The sequence below is a fragment of the Longimicrobium sp. genome, assembly GCF_036399935.1.
In the GTDB taxonomy this organism is placed as follows: Bacteria; Gemmatimonadota; Gemmatimonadetes; order Longimicrobiales; family Longimicrobiaceae; genus Longimicrobium.
Genome location: NZ_DASWMD010000075.1, coordinates 1 through 18,335 on the forward strand (window position 1 = coordinate 1; position 18,335 = coordinate 18,335).

Here is an 18,335-nt window from a genome sequence, read left to right on the forward strand (position 1 = left end):
GCGGGGTGGGGCGGGGGGTGGGGCCCCCCGCGGCATGCACCAGCGTCAGTCGAACCGCCCCACCCTTCTCAGGAACCCAGCCGAAACTCCGACCCCCCGCCACACCCTCCGCCGGTCGTCCGCCCTCAATCCCGCGGCTTCTCGCGTTCCGATTGCGTGGACGCCATCAGCCGGTACGTGCGCAGCCGCACCACCAGCGACGTGCCGATCACCCCCACCACCCCGGGCTCCGCCGCCAGACGCTCCGCCACCTTCAGCATCTCGTCCACGCTGAGCTCGCCCCCCGGCGAGCCCACTCCGGCGGCGGCAACGGCGCGCACCCACGTCGACGCGGCGCGGTCCGGCCCGATGGCGCGGGCCAGGAACGCCAGCGCATCGTCGCGCGTGGGTGCAATGAGAGCGCCATCCGTTCCGTCTACGCCGTTTCCCGTCATTGTGGTCTGCACGCCTGTGCGAATGCGAAAATCTCCCTAAAACGTGATGCTACCCCCGTGCCCGGCCCGGGTCAAGAGACCCGTTTCCGCCGTGCCCCGCAGGCGGTATCGTTCTCGCCGGAGCTGACGACGACAACGGTGCAAAGGTCAACGGAGATGACTTCGACGCGGGTGTTCAGGGTGCCGCACGTGGTGATCGTGGGCGGCGGGTTCGGCGGCCTTTCGGCGGCGCGCGCGCTGCGCAGCGTGCCCGTCAGCGCCACGCTCGTCGACCGGCGCAACCACCACCTCTTTCAGCCGCTGCTCTACCAGGTAGCCACGGCCACGCTGTCGCCCGCCGACATCGCGGCACCCATCCGCCTGATCCTGCGCCGCAGCCGCGCCACCGAGGTGCTGATGGCCGAGGTCACCGGCTTCGACCTCGACGGGCGCACGGTGTGCCTCGCGGACGGCCGCACCCTGGACTACGACTACCTGGTGGTGGCCACGGGCGCCACGCACGCCTACTTCGGCCACCCCGAGTGGGAGCCGCTGGCGCCGGGGCTGAAGACCGTGGAAGACGCCACGGAAATTCGCCGCCGCTTTCTGCTGGCCTTCGAAGCCGCCGAAGCCGCCACGGATCCCCAGGAGCGGCGCGACCTGCTCACCTTCGTCGTCATCGGCGCCGGGCCCACGGGGGTAGAGATGGCGGGGGCGATGGCCGAGACGGCGCGCCGGTCGCTGGTGCGCGACTTCCGCAACATCGACACGTCCACCGCCCGCGTGATCCTGCTGGAAGGCGGGCCGCGTGTGCTGGCGGCGTACGAGGAGGGCCTGAGCGACTACGCGCGCCGCGCCCTGGAGCACATCGGCGTCGAGGTGCGCACGGGGGCCATCGTCACGCGCATCGAGGCCGACGCGGTGTACATCGGCGATGAGTGCATCCGTACGCGCAACGTGGTCTGGGCCGCCGGGGTCACCGCGTCGCCGCTGGGAAAGATGCTGGGCGTGCCCACGGACCCCGTCGGCCGGGTGATGGTGCAGCCCGACCTGTCCGTCCCCGGCCACCCCGAGTTGTTCGTCATCGGCGACCTGGCGCACCTGCAGGACAAGCGCGGCAAGCTGCTTCCCGGCGTTGGGCCCGTAGCGCTTCAGCAGGGGCGGCACGTGGCGCGAAACATCGGCGCTACGCTTCGCGGCGAAGAGCGCCGGCCCTTCCGCTACGTCGACAAGGGGAGCATGGCCACCATCGGCCGACGCAAGGCGGTGCTGCAGGCGCACCAGGTGCAGGTGGAGGGGTGGTTAGCGTGGCTCGCCTGGCTCTTCGTCCACATCTTCTTCCTGATCGGCTTCCGCAACCGGCTGCTGGTGATGGTGCAGTGGGCGTGGAGCTACCTCACCTGGCAGCGCGGTGCCCGGCTGATCACCGGCGAGGTGGGGTCGGAGCTCGCCCCGCCCGGAAAGCCGCTGGGGACGGTGGATCGTGCACAGCGGCCACTGTCCGAGGGCCGCCCCGCCGCGCGCGATGCCGCCGTGGCTGCGGCGCAGGGGCAGGTGGCGCCGTCGGATGCGGAGGGCACCGGGTGGATGGGTGGCGACCGCGCCCAGGGCTCGTCCCCGCCCGCCGGATGAAGGGCTACGCGGAGCGGCTGGCGGACTGGGCGGCGCGGCTGGGCGCCACCGTCCACGGCATGCGATACGACCGCGCCGAGGCGCGGGGCGAGGCGTGCGCCGTTCGGCTGGTTCCGCCGGGCCCGCCCACCGCGCGCGTGCTCGTGGCCCACGGGGCGGGGAACGACGCCCTCTTTCCGCTGCTCGAGCTGTTCGGCGCGCTGCTGGCCAGCGGCGCCGAGGTGTTTTCGTTCGACGTGGACGGGCACGGCTGCGCCAGCACCACAGTGTTCGCGCCGGACTCCGTCCGCACCGCCATCGCCGCGGCGGCGGACCAGGCGGAGCGCGGACGGCCCGCGCTGCCGCTGCACGTGGTCGGTCACAGCCTGGGAGGATCGCTGGTGCTGGATGCGCTCGCCTCCGGGTCGCTGCAGCGCGCCGCCTCCGCCGCAATCCTTTCCTCGCCGGTGGATGTGCGGATCGGTGCGCGCACGGTGGCGGGAGAGCTGCGGGGGTTCTTTCGCCGCGACACGCTGGCGCAGCGCCGGCACTACGGATGGTGGGGGCTGGTGCCCGCCTTCGGCCCCGTGAAGCGCGCCGCATACCCCTTTCGCCGCGTGGACGACGACGGGCGCGCGTGGAGCTACGTGGCCGCCGTCCAGCGGCTGCTCGCGGAACTGGACCTGGAGGCTCGCGCGGCCTCCATCACCCACCCCACGCTGCTGGTGTACAGCGACGGCGACTGGATCGTCCCGCACGCGCAGGGGGCGCGGCTGGCCGCCCGCATCCCGGGCGCGGAATTGCTCTCGCTGCGTGGCGTGTCGCACTACGCGCTTCCCTTCCTTCGCCTCACCATCGAGCGCGTGGTCCGGTGGATCGGCCAGCACCAGCCTGCAGCCGCATGAGCGAATCGCCCAGGATCGACATCCACGTGCACCTGGCGGGGGTGGGGACCAACGGCTCCGGCTGCTGGGTCTCTCCCATGTTCATGCGGCGGATGAGCTTTCGCCTGCTGAAGCTGCGCCACGGAATCAACGCGCGGCAGATGCGCGAGTCGGCCGACGCGGACTGGGCCGCGGACGTGGCGGACCGCGTACGCCGCAGCGAGCTGACGCACGCCGTGGTGCTGGGGTTCGACGGGGTGTACGACCGGGCGGGCGCGCTGGACCGCGCCAGGTCGCAGATGTTCATCCCGCCCAGCTGGGTGTTCGAGGTCTGCCGCCGGTACCCGCAGCTGCTCCCCGGCCCTTCGATCAACCCGCACCGGGCGGACGCGATGGACCGCCTGGAGGAGTGCATCGAGGGCGGAGCCGTGCTCATCAAGTGGCTTCCCGCCACGCACGGCATCGACCCGGCAGACCCGTCGCTCGCCCCGTTCTACCGGCGGCTGGCGGAAACGGGCATCCCCATCCTCGTCCACTCGGGGGGATCGGAAAACACCTTCGCGGAGGTGAACCCGGCGCTCAAGGACCTGCGCCGCATCCTCCTGCCGCTGCGCCTGGGGGTACGGATGATCGTGGCGCACTGCGGCGCGCCCGTCACCTACGCGGGGGATCCCGACCAGGTGCCGCTGCTGCGGACGATGTTGGGGGAGTTTCCGCACCTGTGGGTCGACAACTCGGGAATGGCCAACCCGCCGCGCTTCGCGCACCTCCCCCGCTTTGCGCGCGACCCGGACTTCGCCCCGCGAATGCTGCACGGAAGCGACTTTCCCGTGCCCTCCAATGCCTTCTGGTACGCGCGCCAGCTGGGCGCCCGCCGCGCGGTGGCGCTGGACCGCATCGGCAACCGCATGCAGCGCGACATCGAGATGAAGCGCGCCCTCGGCTACGCGGACGACACCCTCACCCGTGCGGTGCACGTCCTAGCGAACTTGGACAGGTGGCTGTCCACATAGAGTCTAAGCTTTCCCAGTCAGCCCAGGTCACTCATATTCGCATCGTACCAACCTTTGCCTACGACCCATTCTGAAATGCCAGGACGGCCGCGTATTCGTGACCTCAGGTTCGACAACTTGTTGTCGTTCGGACCCAGGGGAGTCGTTGTAGAGGTTCAGCCGCTCAACGTCCTGATCGGTCCGAACGCGTCCGGTAAGTCAAATATATTGGAGGCGCTCGCGATCCTCCGTGCCAGCGCGTCTGATTTGGCTGCTGCTCTTCGTGAAGGGGGTGGTGTTGAGGAATATCTCTGGAAGGGCGCCAAGGTCAGGGAAGTCGCGCAACTGACAGCGGCCATCGAGGAAGAGCGAGGCAGTGCCGAATCGGTTTATTTCTACCTCGGACTTACCAGGGCCGGTAGTCGGCTGGTGTTGGATAACGAGAGGATTTATCGGGTTGCAGATACTGGGCAGGTCTCGAGCGTAGTCTATGGGATGAAAGACGGAGAGGCGAAACTTCGGACAACACCCGACAACAGCGAACCTGCGCTTAGGCGCGTGACCGTAAAGCCCGATCAATCCGTGCTTTCACAATTCCGAGAGCCGGAGATGTACCCGGAGCTCACTGTTCTTGCGGAACTCTTCGGCGGCATAAGGCTGTTCCAGGAGTGGAACTTCGGTCGAGGAGCGCCTTCACGGCGTCCGCAACCGACTGATCTGCCGAACGACTTCCTGTCCCCGGATGCGAGCAATCTCGGATTGATCCTCCATGACTTGGGGCAGACATCCGCTAGCCGCGACGAACTGATCGGTTACCTTCGCCGGTTCTACGATCGTGCGCGGCACATATCCACAAAAATCCAAGGTGGGACGCTCCAACTCTATATCGAAGAGGAAGGAGGGTGTCTCACCCCTGCCACGCGGCTGTCGGACGGGACACTTCGCTACCTCTGCCTTCTTGCGATCCTCCTGCATCCCAATCCTCCGCCGGTGATCGGGATCGAGGAGCCGGAGCTCGGGCTGCATCCGGACATCCTGCCGACGATCGCGGAATTGCTTCGGAAAGCGTCGGAGCGCACACAGCTGTTCGTCACGACCCATTCGGATGCGCTCGTCTCGGCGCTGTCGGACACGCCGGAGTGCATCTTGGTCTGCGAGATCACTCCAGACGGGACGACGATCGAGCGGCTGGGATCGGAGCACCTGCGCGAGTGGCTGGAGAAGTACTCGCTCGGTGAGATCTGGCGGATGGGGGAGATCGGGGGGAACCGCTGGTGAACGAGATCCGGATTTACGTGGAAGGGGGCGGGGGAAAGGACAGCAAGGCTTGGCTTCGCGGCGCCTTCACCCAGTTTCTGAACAAAGCCCGTCCGGATGGCACGCGATCAAAGGCCACGTTGCGCGTGGTGATGTGCGGGTCGCGCCAGGAAACCTACGAGTTGTTCCGCCTCGGAACTCGCGAGCACGAAGGGGCTGCCGTTCTCCTGCTCGTGGATGCTGAGGCACCTGTAACTGGCACGGAGCGCGAGCACTTGGCCGCGCAGGACCGCTGGGATCTCTCATTCGCCAAGGACGATTCCATCCACCTGATGACGCAGTTGATGGAATCGTGGTTCGTCGCCGATCCAGCCGCACTGGCGCGGTTCTACGGGCAGGGTTTCGCCGCCGCGTCTATTCCCAAGCGCAAGAACGTCGAGGAGATCCCGAAGGCAGACGTCGAAAAGGCGCTCAAGGACGCCACGCGCAACACGCAGCCGGGCCTGTACCACAAGACGCGGCACGCCCCGAAGATCCTCGATAGCCTGGATCCCGCGACCGTCCGGGCACGCGCACCCCGGTGCGAACGCCTGCTCCAGCACCTCGCGCAGACGGCCGATTGAGCCCCGCCGCTCGCTCCCGCCGCGGACAGCCGCTAGATTCTCCGCTGGATCAAGTGCCTCGTGTGGGAGAATCATGCTGCAGACCATTCTCGACAACGTAACCGACGGCGTGCTGGTGCTGGATGCGGACTGGCGCATCACCGAAGCCAACCGCCGCGCCGAAACGCTGTTCCGCCGCCGCCGCGCCGACCTCGTCAACCGCGTGGTGTGGGAGGCGCTTCCCGACGTCGCGGGCACGCGCTTCGAGAGCGAGGTGCGCGCGGCGCGCGAGCAGGGGCTGGTGCGTATCGTCGAGCACTTCTACCCCTCGCTCTACGTGTGGCACAAGGTGCGCGCGGCGCCCTCCGGCGACGGGCACATCCTCCTGCTCTTCAGCGACATCACCGAGATCGCCCGCCGGCAGCACGGTGAGGCGGTGCGCGAAGCGGTGCGGAACATCGTGCGGCAGGCGCCAATCGCCATCAGCATCGTGCGCGGGCCGGAGCACCGGTTCGAGGTGGTGAACGAGATGGGCCTTCGCCTGATCGGCGACCGCGAGGTGGAAGGCCGCACCGTGCGCGACGCCTTTCCCGAACTGGAAGGCCAGGGCTTCTTCGAGCTGCTGGACCAGGTGTACGCCACCGGAGAGGCCTTCGAAGGCCATGAAATGCCGGTGGAGTTCGATCCCACGGGCACCGGCGAACGGGTGAAGGGCTGCTTCAACGTCATCTATCAGCCCCTGTTCGAGGCCGACGGCCGGGTGTCGGGCATCCTGAGCGTGAGCGTGGACGTGACGGACATCGTCGCGGAGCGTGCGCAGATGCAGCGCGCGGCGGCCGAGCACCGTGCCATCCTGGCGCAGCTGCTGGAAGGCGTGATCGTAACCGACGCCGAGGGGCACATCCGGTTCGTCAACGACGCCGCGGAGCGGATGCACGGAACGCAGCGCCTGGGCGTGGCGCCCGACGCCTACACGCGCGAGTACCACCTGCTGCGCGAAGACGGGAGCGAGTACCCGGCGCGCGACCTTCCGCTGGCCCGCGCCGCCCTGAACGACGAAGTGGTCACCAACGAACGGTGGCTCGTCCGGCGCGGCGACGGCACCGAAGCGCGGCTGGAGGGCAGCGCGAGCCCCGTCTTCGCGGAAGGCAAGAAGCTGGGTGCCGTGCTCACCATGCGCGAGATCTGAAGCGGCGGCACGGCATCTCCGCATCCCCTTCTCTCCCGTCGAGCCACGGATGATGCGTCCAACCCCGCTCGCCGCGCGATGTGCATTCGCGCGGCGAATCTCGTTTCTGCTGGTTCTCTGCGTCCTTCCGGCGCGCGCATCGGCGCAGCTGCGGCCGCTGGATGCATTGGAGTGGCGGATGTTCGACGGCGGCCGCACCGCGTCGGCGCAGGTGGGGGGTGGATGGATGGCGGGGCAGCGCGCGTCGCTGGCGGGAACGGAGGGCAGGCTGGTGGAGGCGGGAAACTGGCGGGCGTTCTGGCGCACCGGGCGGGTGGTGCTGGAGGGCGGCGGCACCGTGCATCGGTTCTTCGATGAGCAATCGTCGTTCGCCGCGCCGGAGCCGTACGTCAGGCCGGCGGATGACGGAAAGCGCCACGACGCGGGCGACTACCGCATCCTCACCGCCATCCGCCTGACGGACGACGGTGGGCCCGTGGCGGCCGCCCTGCGCTTCGGCACGCGGCTGCCGACCACGGACAACGCGGTGGGGCTGGACCGGGACGCGACGGACTTCATGGCCACCCTCGGCGGGCGGACCGTCCGCGGGCCGGTTGCGCTGCAGGCTGAGGCGGGCGTGGGCATCTTCGGCACCCGCCGGCCGACCTTCGAGCAGGACGACCTGCTGGTATACGCCCTGCGCGCCGAGTACGCCGCGGGCGCCCTCCGCCCGATGGTCACCGTCCTCGGCCAGCAGGTGGGCAGGCCCCGGCGCCGGGAGATCCGCGGCAACGAGTCGCTGGGCGAGGTGCGGCTGGGCGTGCGTGCCGGTGGGCGCCGCTGGCTGCTGGCCGAGGCGGTGGCCGGCTATACCCCGTTCAGCCCGGAGTGGGGCCTCCTGGTTTCCGCCGGGATGGACTGGTAGTGCCGCATCGGCAGAAACGGAAAGCGGGCGGGCCGAGGATTCGGCCCGCCCGCGTTTCGTCGTGCCTCGGGCTCAGGCCGGCACCGGGGCGGTGGCGGCCATCAGCTCCACGTCCAGCCCCTCGGCGCGCACCCTGCGGTCGTAGTACAGGATGACCGTGGCCGCCACGGAAAACGGATAGGTCAGCGCGTTCACCAGGGCGCTCAGCGCGCCGACGATCCCGGTGAACAGCGGGTCCTTGGACTCCACCGCCGACGACATCAGGAACTCCACGGCGGCGGAAGGCAGGGTGGCGATCAGCCCCGCGACCACCACCACGGCGCAGATCCGCCACCAGTCCCCCTCCGCCAGCTCCGCCGAGCGCTGCAGCGCCGAGAGCGGGCCCCGGCGCTCGACGACCACCGCCGGGACCACGGCGAAGAGCAGCACGTACACGATCAGCGCCCCGATCAGCAGCCCGAACAGCCCCAGGAATACGGCGATTCCGGTAAGGATCAGCGCCACGGCCAGGGGAAAGAAGCGGGCGAAGCCGTGGCGCACGGCCTCGCCGACGGTGGCGGGGTGCCCCATGTACGCCCGGCTGGCCTGGTAGGTCAGCGCGGCGACGACCAGCACCATTCCCACCAGCATCATCGGGCCGACCAGCAGGGCCAGCGCGCCCCCCGCCAGGAGCGCCGCATCGGACCCGGACGCCGCGGCGACGCCGAAGATCACCGACAGCATGGCCAGGGGCAGGTACATTGTCAGCGCCGTGCCCAGCAGGGGCCTGAACTGGCTGCGATACAGCGAAAACGCGCGGTCCAGGATCTCGCCCACGTTCAGCGGGCGCAGCATGGTGGGGTGCATGGCGTTTCGGACTTCGGGGATGAACTGGCGGGCGGGGGATGAAGCTACTTCGAGGCCACGGCTTTCTCAAGCGTCAGAAGTGCCAGGCGACCCCCACCACCGGCACCACGGGCAGGGTGGACACCGGCTGCAGGCGCGCGCCGTTGTCGCCCTCGGCGAAGTAGCGGTAGAAGAGCGCGTCGCGGCTTTCCAGGGCGTTGAGAACCTTCAGGTAGGGCGTCAGCTGGGTGCGGCGGCCGGCGACCATGGGCGTCCAGGTGCGAGACACCTCGGCGTCCACGCGCAGGAAGTCCGCCGACGGCCCCCGCAGCGGCGCATCGCTGTCCAGGCGCACCGAGTTGCCGCTCTGGTACACGGGAAGGCTTCCCCCGTCCAGCGCCTCCGAGTTTCCTACGGTCACGGGGGTGTAGGCCAGGCCGTCGCCGTACGCCACCCGCAGCCCCAGCAGCGTGCGCCGCCACACCGGGCCGCGGACGCCCGCGCTCACCGTCTGCCGGCCCACGAACTCGGCCGAGGTGCCCATCCCCTCGTTCGAGTTCCACCCCCAGGAAAGCGAGTAGCCCAGCCAGCCGGTCACCTCGCCCGCCGTGCGGCGAACCCACACGTCCACCCCCGAGTTGTGGGCGATGCTGGCGTCCTTCAGCGGCAGGCCGTGGAAGCGCTTGTAGAACCCTTCCAGCCCCAGCCGCACCCCGGCCACCAGCTCCTGGTCCAGCGACATGGAGAGGTGGGTGGCGCTGGCGACGGCAATCTGCGTGGGAACGCGGATCGCGTCGGCGCTGTTGCGCGGAGGCGCGCCCGCCTGCAGCGAAGGCCGCGGAACGCGCACGTACTGGTGGTAGCGCCCGGCCGCCAGCGTCAGCGCCGCGCCGTCCGACAGCAGCCAGGTAGCGGAGGCGCGCGGCGCCACCTTGGCCACCTGGCCCACCGAGAAGTGGTCGCCGCGAAGGCCCCCGCGCAGCAGCACGCGCCTGGCGGGCTGCCACGAGGCGTCCACGTAGCCCCCGGCCGCCGAGCCGGCGCCGCGCGAGTACAGCAGCAGCCGGTACTCCTCGGGAACGGTGGCGATGTGCCGGAACCAGGTGCGGTCCAGCGACGCGCCGTAGCGCAGCCGCACCCCCCCCCGCAGGTCGCTGGCCAGGTCCAGCCCCAGCCGCAGCCGCTCCTGCTGCCACTCCAGCTCCAGCAGCCGGGCGGAATCGGGCTGGGGCAGGTTGGCGTCGAAGCGCCCGCCCGCCAGGGTGAGCTCCGCATCGGCGCCGCGCAGCCGTCCGCGCCAACGGATGGAGGTGGCCAGGTTGCCCCACCGCGCATGGCCGTCGCCGGGCCCGGCGGTGTCGATGCGCACCCCTTCGCGGTTCATGAACCCGGTGATGGACAGCGCCCCGTACTGTGTCGGCAGGTCCAGCCGCGCCAGCGCGTCGCCGAAGCGATAGGGAAACGGCTCGCGTTCCAGCTGCGTCATGCTGGCGCCGTGCACCGTGCGGGCGGACACCAGGTACCGCGCACCGTCGCCCAGCGGCCCCTCGGCGCGCCCGCGCGCCGACATCATGTCGACCGCGCCGGCGCCCGCGTGGCGGTCGCCGTTTCCGCCGCGGGTGGAAAGGTCCATCACGTACGAGAGCCCGCCGTCGTACCGGGCGGGCGCGCCGCCCAGGTACAGCCGGGCAGACCCCAGCACGCCGGGCTCGAAGGCTTCCAGCAGCCCGCCCGTGTGGAACGGGGCGTACACGGGGGCGCCGTCCAGCAGCACCAGCTGAAGCATTCCCGCCGATCCGCGGACGTACAGCGCGTCGCCGTCGTCGCCGGCGGGCTCGGTGTCCGGCTCGTACTCCTGTCCCAGCGCCCCGTCGAGCCCGCTCCCCTCGCCCAGCGAGCGATGGCCGATCAGGTAGCTCACGTCCGTCGAGGGCACCGCGATGCTGTCGGCGCGCGGGTCGCCCAGGGCGTGAACGCGCACGGGGGCCAGGGCGATGGGCCGCAGCTCCAGCGCCACGTCGAGCACCACCTCGCCCCCGGAGGGAACCAGCACCTGCATCTCCTGTGGTGCGTGCTCCAGGTGCCGCACGCGCACCACCTGCCAGCCGGCGCCCACCCGCACGGCGTACCGGCCCGCGCTGTCGGCCATTCCCACCATCGTGCGGGGGCCGGACCCGGCCTCCACGACGGCCAGCGCCACGGGCAGCCCCGACGGGTCGCTCTGCACGGTGCCGCGGATGACCCCCCGGGCCGTGTCCTGGACCGGGGCGGCGGCGATCAGCGCGGCGGCGAACAGCGCGGTGAGCATCAGCGAACGGCGGCGGGGAAGCGGATGGACATCACGGCCCGGCGCGGAAGACGGGCTCGGCGGCCGACCCGTCCACCCGCGGCTGGAGCGAGCGCAGCACGGCGCCCTCCTTGGCGGCGTACACGCGGCCGTTCACCTCCAGGAACGCCGCCCGGGCGCTCGCGGGAAGGTGAACCACCACCTCGCCCGGCCCGGCGCCCACCACTTCGATGCGCCCCGGCGCCGTGCGGAACCGGGCCGACGCGGCGGAGCCCGTGGCGTGCACCTCGGCGTTGGGCCCGTCCGTCAGCCGCGTCCGCACCCGCAGCTCGGGCGACGAGCCCGACACCACCACCCGCACGCGCCCGGCGTCGGGGAAGATGGAAACGGCCTTGGGCAGGGGCACCACCGCCGCCGGTGGCGCCTCGGGCGCCCGCTCCAGCCGCACCGGCTCGGCGGGCCGCTCCTCCACCGTTTCGCCGCCCAGCCAGCCGCGCACGGGGCTGCCGGGCACGGCCGCGGCCACGCCGGCCACGGCCAGCGTCAGCGCGATGGCGGCCGCGCGCGGAAGCGCCCGCCCGGCGCCGGCCAGCGGGCCGCCGGCGCGGCGCCGGCGGTGGAACCCGGCCTGCGCCCGCAGCACGGGGGCAGGCACGTCGGCCAGCCCCAGCAGCGCCGAGGCCCGCTCGCCGCCCGCGCGAAGCTCGGCCAGCTCGCCCGCGCACGCGGCGCACGCGGCCAGGTGCCGGTCGGCCGCGCCGCGCAGGTCGGGCGCCAGCTCGTCGTCGAGCAGTTCCTGCAGGGTGCCTTCACCCAGGTGTGTCATCCGTCCTCCCGTTCTCCGTCGTACACCGCCAGGAACCGCCGGGTTGCGCGGGCCAGCAGCGTGCCTACCGATCCCGGGGCCACACCGGCCACACGGGCGATCTCGTCGTACTTGAATCCCTCTTCGCGCATCAGCAGCATCTGCCGGTCGCGTTCGGGAATCTGCTCCAGCGCGCGGCGCACCTGCTGCACCGCGTGCTTGCGCTCCGCCTCCACGTCCGGCGCGGGGAGCGCCGACGGCTTCCACGGGGTGGCCGTCAGCAGCCGCTCGCGGCGCTTGCGGGTGCGTGCCCCGTCGCGGAACAGGTTGGTGGCCACCGTGAACAGCCACAGCCGCGCCTCGTCGCCCGGAAGCGACCGCCCCAGCAGGCGCACGAACGATTCCTGCGCGATGTCCTCGGCTTGGTCGTGGTCGCCCGTCAGCCGGTGCAGGTAGCGGAACAGCGACGGATACACGTCGCGGAACAGCGCGTCGTAGTCCGGGGCGCTCGGGGGAACGGCCTTCAAGACCGGCCTCGGCGCCGCGGGTGCGGCGGCGTCCGGCGCGGGGCGGGCGGCGTGGCTGCTCGGCACGTGGGCTCGATCATCGCTTCGGGAGCGGAATAACGCGGCGCGGCGCCCTGCGCCACGCGTCCGACGGGGGAAGAACGCCCGTCGCGCGCCGATCGTGACACGCCGTCGCCAACGCTGCGGGGCGCACACGTGTCACGACTTCCGAGCGCCGTTCGTTGTAGGCCCGAGGCGGCTTCCGCCATGTGCGACATTCCCCGTCAGCCGGAATTCGAAGAGAAGATGAAGAGGCCGATCCTGGCCGCCCTCGCGGCGGCCGTCGCCGCCAGCGCGTGCAACGACATGGCCGTCAACGCCGTCTGCCCCGACGCCGCCAGCCCGGCCGTCGTCGTACGGGTGGTGGACGGGCCCACCCAGCAGCGGGTGGACCTGCAGGTCACGGGCACCTGGTCCACCGGCACCCTGGCCGATTCGCTCCGCCACCTGGGCGCGGGCAGCGAGCGCTACCTGGCCGCCATCGGGCCGGCGGGCACCTACACGGTGCGCGTGCAGCGCCCCGGGTCGGCCGTGTGGACGCGCAGCGGCATCGTGGTTCCAGGGGCCACCTGCGGGCCCCAGACGCAGGAGCTCACCGCTACCCTGCAGGCGGGCTGAGGCGGAGTGCGGTCGGCGCGCGGGGCGGCCTCGTTCACGGCGGGGTCGCCCCGCGTTCCTTTTGATCCTCGCACGGTCACTGCCAGCGGAACGCCCGTACGCTCAGCAGGAACGAACCGATCATCCACGCCAGCAGGATTCCCACCTCGCCCGCGAACGCCCCCAGCGGCAGCGCGTCGTTGTAGACGGCCCGCAGCGCGTCGTTCAGCGCGGTCAGCGGCAGCGCCTGCACGAAGGGCTGCAGCGCGTCGGGGTAGCGGCTGGCGGGAAAGAACACGCCCGAGAGCACGAACATGGGCAGCATCACCAGGTTGAGCACCCCACTGACCCCCTCCATGGTCCGCGCGCGGGTGGACGCCAGCAGCCCCAGGCCGGCGAAGGTCATGGCGCCCAGGACCACCGCCAGCGCCAGCAGGGCCAGCGACCCGTTCACCTGCACGCCGAACGCCAGCCAGGCGAACAGCACGATGGGCGGCACCTCCAGCACCACGAAGGCCAGCCGCGCCAGGATCTGCGCCAGCAGGAAGTCGCTCCGGCGCATGGGCGTCGACGACATCCGCTTCAGCTGCTTCTTCTGCCGCATCTGCACCAGGCTGAAGCCCATCCCCCACATCCCCGTCGACATCAAATTCAAACCAATTAGCCCCGGGATCACCCAGTCGATGTAGCGCCCGCCGGGCCTCCGCGTGGGGTCGTCGATGGTCGGCACCCGCGGCACGGCCCCGGCCGCGCGCTGCACCACGCGGTCGGCGATCAGCTGCGCGCTACGGCTTTCCGCGCGGGCCGGGTCGAAGCGGTACGTCAGCCGGCCGCGCCCGGCAAGGAGGACGGCGACGTCGCCCCTGGCCACGGCGCGCTCGGCGGCGCCCGCATCCAGCACCGTCACCTTCACCTCGGCAGACTGGCGGAGCGCGGGCAGGTAGCGCTCGGCCACGGAGCTTCGTTCCACGCCCACCGCGGCGCGCTCCGCCGGGGCCTCGCGGAAGGCGAGGCCCAGCCCCACGGCCATGATGATGGGAAACCCGAAGGTCCAGAACAGCGCCTCGGGCTCGCGCACGAAGCCGCGGACGCGGGCGAGGGTCAGCTCGCGAAGGGGACTACTCATCGCGCAGCTCCCGTCCGGTAAGGGCCAGGAACACGTCTTCCAGCGTGGCGCGGTGGGTGGTCAGCACGGTGAGAACGCCGCCCGCCGCGGCGATGCCATCCAGTAGCGCGGGGAGGCTGCGGTGGGTTTCCTCGACAGTCAGCTGCGTCGCGCCGCCGTGGGTGGAAACGCGGGTGACCCCCGGGATGGCCCGCAACTCGTCGTCCGAGGGCTGCGCGGTGGCGGCGAACTCGATGACGTGCGCGCCGCCCAGAGACGCGATCAGCTCCGCCGGGGTGCCGTGGGCGATCACCCGCCCGTGGTCCATGACGGCGATGCGGTCCGACAGGCGCTCGGCCTCGTCCATGAAGTGCGTGGTCAGCAGGATGGTGCCGCCGCGGGCCTTGAACGCCTCGCACACGTCCCACAGCTGCCGGCGCGACTGCGGGTCCAGGCCGGTGGTGGGCTCGTCCAGGAACAGCAGGTCGGGGTCGCCCGCCAGCGCGCAGGCCACGGAAAGCCGCTGGCGCTGGCCCCCGGACAGGTGCCGCACCTGCGTAGCGCGCTTCTCGCCCAGCTGCACGAAGTCGATCAGCTCGTCGGGCGTGGGGCCCTGGCGGTAGAACGAGCGGAACATCCGAACGATCTCCTCCACCGTCAGCCGGTCGGAAAACTCGCTTTCCTGCAGCTGCACGCCCAGGCGCTGGCGGATGGCGGGGGCGTCGCTTTCCCAGCTCATCCCCAGCACCTGCACCTCGCCGCCATCACGGGGCTGCAGCCCCTCCAGGATTTCCACCGTCGTCGTCTTGCCCGCGCCGTTCGGCCCGAGAAGGCCGAAGCACTCGCCCCGGCGCACCTCCAGGTCGATGCCGTCCACCGCCACCGTGCCGCCGAACCGCTTGCGCAGACCGCGGCAGCGGATGGCGGGCTCCGTCCGTGTATCCGTCCGTTCCAACTCGCGTCTCCGTTCACCGGGGAGAGGGAAGCCGGCCCACGCTCGCACGCCCGGTGCCGCGGTCGCGGAGCACGAGGGCGGAGTGCGGCGATCTTCGGTGTATCTTTGGTATACTTCCTGCTGATGAGCACGCCCAACAGATTGACTGACAACTACTTGGATCACATGCGGGAGAACGGGCCATGACCGATCGCGCGACGCAGGAGCACGCCGAGGAAAGCAACATGATCAAGGACCCGGACAACTGGGTCACGGGCGACGAGCCGATGACGGGCGCCCAGCGCTCGTACCTTCACACGCTCGCCGAAGAGGCGCACGTGGAAGTGGAGGACGACCTCACCAAGGCCGAGGCCTCCAAGAAGATCGACGAGCTCAAGGATGAAACCGGCCGCGGCCGCTGAGCCCTCGTCCGCCCGATGCGCGCCCCCGGCTTGGACGAGCCGGGGGCGCTTTCGTTCTTCTTGGGCACGGGACCATTGACCTTCACCGAACGATGTACCAAACTTGGGTACACTTGATCAGGCGAGGCTTCATGCTACCGACCACCCTGCTCCCGTCCGGCACCGTCCGGCTGGTCACTCAGTTCCTGCTGGACCCGGAGGCGCGACTACACCTCCGCGCGATCCACAGGCGCACCGGCCTCGGGATGGGCGCCCTGCAGCGGGAGCTGGCGCGATTCGAAGCGCTGGGGCTGATTCGCCGAGCCGAAGACGGCGGGCGGGTTCACTTCGTTCCCCTGATCGACCATCCCAGCTGGACCGCGCTGCGAACCCTGATCCGCGAGCACGCCGACCCGGCAGAAGTGCTTGGTGTCGCGCTTCGCGACGTCGAAGGGATTCGCGCCGCGTTCATCTTCGGGTCCGTCGCGCGTGGCGACGCACGGCCGGACAGCGACATCGATCTGCTCGTCGTGGAAGAAGGGATTGCGGCTGGATCACTCAGCCGTGCAACGCTCCCCGCCGAGTCGCTGCTCGGGCGGCCGCTGGACATCAAGCGCTACACCCTCGCTACGCTCACTGCCAAGCTGAAGGCGGGCCGCGCGTTCATCCAGGACGTTGTCACCGGCCCCAAAGCGTGGATCGTGGGCTCGCAATCAGCACTGCCGACGATCTGAGGACGCGTGAACGCGACGATCCAGAACCACCTTGCCAGCCGATCATTGGAGGAGCGCGTCGCCAATGACAACGAAGTCGTGGCCTACTGGAGCAAGGCCATCCGTGCGTTCGAGGATGCCCGGCACGTGGGCACGAGCCCGGAGAGCCGGCTGTTGCGCGCGTACGATGCCGGCCGGCTCGCCGCGCTCGCGTTGATACGGGCAGCCGGGTATCGACCGCGCGGATCGGAGAGGCACCACTACGTGACGTTCGACGTAGCCCGGAGCATTGCCTCCACGCGTGAGCTGGCGGACGCTCTCCTCGGGATCGACGAATTGCGCTCCGTTCGGCACGCGGTCGAGTACGAACCGGAAGACGACGTGGATGCTGGAACGGTGAGCCGCGCGATCGAGGCAGCCAGGCGGGTCATCAACCTGGGCGCAAAGCATCTCCGTGCCGCACGCCCAGACGCCGCGAAGCGCATTCACATGGTGAAATCTTGAGCCGCCGCCACGGGCGCGAATAGCGAAGCGGGCCGGAGCCGATTCCTCGGCTCCGGCCCGCTTTCGTTGGCGGCTGACGCCGGAAAGCCTACTCGGCCGACGAGGGGCCGGCGTTGCGGACGGCCTCCGGGACGCGGTCGGCGAACTGCTCGAAGTTCTGGCAGAAGGCGTTCGCCAGATCGCGCGCCCGGGCGTCGTACGCCTCGGGATTCGCCCAGGTGCCGCGCGGGTTCAGCAGCTCGGCGGGGACGCCGGGCACGTTGGTGGGCACCTGCAGGCCAAAGAACGGCACCGTCTCGGTGGCCACGCCGTCGAGCTGCCCGGAGAGCGCCGCGCGCACCATGGCGCGCGTGTACGCCAGCTTCATTCGGCTCCCCTCGCCGTACGGCCCGCCCGTCCAGCCGGTGTTCACCAGCCACACCCGCGCGCCGTGCTGGGCGATCTTCTGCCCCAGCAGCTCGGCGTACACACCCGGATGCAGCGACAGGAACGCCGCGCCGAAGCAGGCCGAGAAGGTGGGCTGCGGCTCCTTTACGCCGCGCTCCGTGCCCGCCACCTTGGCCGTGTACCCCGACAGGAAGTAGAACATCGCCTGCTCGGGGGTCAGGCGGCTGATGGGGGGGAGCACGCCGTACGCATCGGCCGTCAGGAACACGATGTTCCGCGGATGGCCGCCGCGCGCCTCGGGGACGTAGTTGTGGATGTAGTGAAGCGGATACGAGATCCGCGTGTTCTCGGTGATGGAGATGTCGTCGAAGTCCACCCGCCGGGCTTCGTCCATCACCAGGTTCTCCAGCACCGTGCCGAACATGCGGGTGGTGGCGTAGATCTCCGGCTCACCCTCGGGCGACAGCTTGATGGCCTTGGCGTAGCAGCCGCCCTCGAAGTTGAAGATCCCGTCGTCCGTCCACCCGTGCTCGTCGTCGCCGATCAGCCCGCGCTCCGGGTCTGCCGAGAGGGTGGTCTTGCCGGTGCCCGACAGGCCGAAGAAGAGCGCCGTGTCGCCCTCCGGGCCCACGTTGGCCGAGCAGTGCATGGAAAGCACGCCCTGCATGGGCAGCACGTAGTTCATCACCCCGAACACCGACTTCTTGATCTCGCCGGCGTAGCGGGTGCCGCCGATCAGCACCTCCCTGGCGCCGAAGTTGATCAGGATGAAGGTGCTGGTGCGCGTGCCGTGGCGGGCGGGGTCTGCCTCGTACTCGGGGGCATGGAGAACGGTGAACCCCGGCACCATGTCGGCCAGGCCGCCTGCCTCGGGGCGGCGGAACATGTTGAACGCGAACAGGTTGTGCCACGCGTTGGGGGTGATCACCCGTACGTTCAGCGCGTACTTGGGATCGGCCCCGGCCACCATGTCGCGCACGTACAGGTCCTGCCCCTCCAGGTGCGCCATCACGTCTTCGCGCAGCGTCGCGTAGTGCTCGGGCGAGATGGGCACGTTCACCTTGCCCCACCACACGTGCTCCTCGGACGAGGGCTCGCGCACCACGAAGCGGTCGTTGGGCGAGCGGCCGGTGTGCGGCGCGGTGACGGCGTTGAAGGGGCCGCCCTCGACCAGGCTGCCTTCGCCGCGCCGCACCGCGTGCTCCACCAGCTCCACGGGGTTCAGGTTCCAGAACACGGTTCCGGGGTTGCGGATCCCGTGGTTTTCCAACCCGTAGCGGCTTTCGCGGCCGGTGCCAGCCGCTGCGGGAGCTTCGGGAACAAGGGTCGTCGACATCGTCGCTCTCGTGCAACAGGGTC

General features: G+C 70.5%; 19 protein-coding genes. 11 read left to right on the forward strand and 8 right to left on the reverse strand.

What is annotated here, in order from left to right:
• Nucleotides 1–125: 125 nt before the first annotated feature.
• A complete protein-coding gene (locus tag VGB24_RS22375) occupies nt 126–434 on the reverse strand; it encodes a hypothetical protein (protein ID WP_331075143.1) in 309 nt (102 codons plus the stop codon).
• 156 nt (nt 435–590) lie between these two features.
• Between VGB24_RS22375 and VGB24_RS22380 the strand changes: the two genes are divergently transcribed.
• From VGB24_RS22380 to VGB24_RS22410, 7 genes are all read left to right on the forward strand, one after another.
• On the forward strand, nt 591–2,045 hold the full coding sequence (locus VGB24_RS22380; RefSeq protein WP_331075144.1) for an NAD(P)/FAD-dependent oxidoreductase: 1,455 nt from the start codon (nt 591–593) through the stop codon (nt 2,043–2,045).
• Nucleotides 2,042–2,929 (forward strand): alpha/beta hydrolase, encoded by an 888-nt coding sequence (locus VGB24_RS22385; RefSeq protein WP_331075145.1) that lies wholly within the window; start codon nt 2,042–2,044, stop codon nt 2,927–2,929. The genes VGB24_RS22380 and VGB24_RS22385 overlap by 4 nt, the downstream gene beginning before the upstream one ends.
• On the forward strand, nt 2,926–3,921 hold the full coding sequence (locus VGB24_RS22390) for an amidohydrolase family protein (protein ID WP_331075146.1): 996 nt from the start codon (nt 2,926–2,928) through the stop codon (nt 3,919–3,921). The genes VGB24_RS22385 and VGB24_RS22390 overlap by 4 nt, the downstream gene beginning before the upstream one ends.
• A gap of 75 nt (nt 3,922–3,996) precedes the next feature.
• On the forward strand, nt 3,997–5,178 hold the full coding sequence (locus tag VGB24_RS22395) for an AAA family ATPase (RefSeq protein WP_331075147.1): 1,182 nt from the start codon (nt 3,997–3,999) through the stop codon (nt 5,176–5,178).
• Nucleotides 5,175–5,780: a DUF4276 family protein gene (locus VGB24_RS22400; protein ID WP_331075148.1), complete on the forward strand. Its 606-nt coding sequence runs from the start codon at nt 5,175–5,177 to the stop codon at nt 5,778–5,780. Before VGB24_RS22395 ends, VGB24_RS22400 begins: the two co-directional genes overlap by 4 nt.
• Before the next feature lie 73 nt (nt 5,781–5,853).
• Nucleotides 5,854–6,948 (forward strand): PAS domain-containing protein, encoded by a 1,095-nt coding sequence (locus VGB24_RS22405; RefSeq protein ID WP_331075149.1) that lies wholly within the window; start codon nt 5,854–5,856, stop codon nt 6,946–6,948.
• 49 nt (nt 6,949–6,997) lie between these two features.
• Entirely contained in the window at nt 6,998–7,852 is an 855-nt protein-coding gene (locus tag VGB24_RS22410; RefSeq protein WP_331075150.1) for a hypothetical protein, read from the forward strand.
• Nucleotides 7,853–7,924: 72 nt separating this feature from the next.
• Here the strand turns inward: VGB24_RS22410 and VGB24_RS22415 are convergent, their stop codons facing one another.
• The 4 genes from VGB24_RS22415 to VGB24_RS22430 form a co-directional block, all read right to left on the reverse strand.
• Entirely contained in the window at nt 7,925–8,698 is a 774-nt protein-coding gene (locus tag VGB24_RS22415; protein WP_331075151.1) for a hypothetical protein, read from the reverse strand.
• 73 nt (nt 8,699–8,771) lie between these two features.
• Complete coding sequence (locus tag VGB24_RS22420) at nt 8,772–10,985, reverse strand: carboxypeptidase-like regulatory domain-containing protein (protein ID WP_331075152.1); 2,214 nt, start codon at nt 10,983–10,985, stop codon at nt 8,772–8,774.
• Between the two features lie 31 nt (nt 10,986–11,016).
• Nucleotides 11,017–11,790, reverse strand: coding sequence for a hypothetical protein (locus VGB24_RS22425; RefSeq protein ID WP_331075153.1), 774 nt, complete (start codon nt 11,788–11,790; stop codon nt 11,017–11,019).
• Nucleotides 11,787–12,296 carry a sigma-70 family RNA polymerase sigma factor gene (locus VGB24_RS22430; RefSeq protein WP_331075154.1) on the reverse strand — a complete coding sequence of 170 codons (510 nt, stop codon included), beginning with the start codon at nt 12,294–12,296 and terminating at the stop codon, nt 11,787–11,789. The genes VGB24_RS22425 and VGB24_RS22430 overlap by 4 nt, the downstream gene beginning before the upstream one ends.
• A 285-nt stretch (nt 12,297–12,581) precedes the next feature.
• Here VGB24_RS22430 and VGB24_RS22435 point away from each other — a divergent pair, with 285 nt between their 5' ends.
• Nucleotides 12,582–12,953 carry a hypothetical protein gene (locus tag VGB24_RS22435; protein WP_331075155.1) on the forward strand — a complete coding sequence of 124 codons (372 nt, stop codon included), beginning with the start codon at nt 12,582–12,584 and terminating at the stop codon, nt 12,951–12,953.
• A gap of 76 nt (nt 12,954–13,029) precedes the next feature.
• Here the strand turns inward: VGB24_RS22435 and VGB24_RS22440 are convergent, their stop codons facing one another.
• A complete protein-coding gene (locus tag VGB24_RS22440; RefSeq protein WP_331075156.1) occupies nt 13,030–14,058 on the reverse strand; it encodes an ABC transporter permease in 1,029 nt (342 codons plus the stop codon).
• Nucleotides 14,051–14,992: an ABC transporter ATP-binding protein gene (locus VGB24_RS22445; RefSeq protein ID WP_331075157.1), complete on the reverse strand. Its 942-nt coding sequence runs from the start codon at nt 14,990–14,992 to the stop codon at nt 14,051–14,053. Before VGB24_RS22445 ends, VGB24_RS22440 begins: the two co-directional genes overlap by 8 nt.
• Before the next feature lie 182 nt (nt 14,993–15,174).
• Here VGB24_RS22445 and VGB24_RS22450 point away from each other — a divergent pair, with 182 nt between their 5' ends.
• From VGB24_RS22450 to VGB24_RS22460, 3 genes are all read left to right on the forward strand, one after another.
• Nucleotides 15,175–15,393, forward strand: coding sequence for a DUF3072 domain-containing protein (locus tag VGB24_RS22450; protein WP_331075158.1), 219 nt, complete (start codon nt 15,175–15,177; stop codon nt 15,391–15,393).
• A gap of 131 nt (nt 15,394–15,524) precedes the next feature.
• A complete protein-coding gene (locus VGB24_RS22455; protein ID WP_331075159.1) occupies nt 15,525–16,106 on the forward strand; it encodes a nucleotidyltransferase domain-containing protein in 582 nt (193 codons plus the stop codon).
• A 6-nt stretch (nt 16,107–16,112) separates the two neighbouring features.
• Entirely contained in the window at nt 16,113–16,589 is a 477-nt protein-coding gene (locus tag VGB24_RS22460) for a HEPN domain-containing protein (protein WP_331075160.1), read from the forward strand.
• 88 nt (nt 16,590–16,677) lie between these two features.
• On the opposite strand, the gene pckA is transcribed toward VGB24_RS22460, so the two are convergent.
• Nucleotides 16,678–18,312 carry a phosphoenolpyruvate carboxykinase (ATP) gene (gene pckA / locus VGB24_RS22465; RefSeq protein WP_331075161.1) on the reverse strand — a complete coding sequence of 545 codons (1,635 nt, stop codon included), beginning with the start codon at nt 18,310–18,312 and terminating at the stop codon, nt 16,678–16,680.
• Nucleotides 18,313–18,335 lie beyond the last annotated feature (23 nt).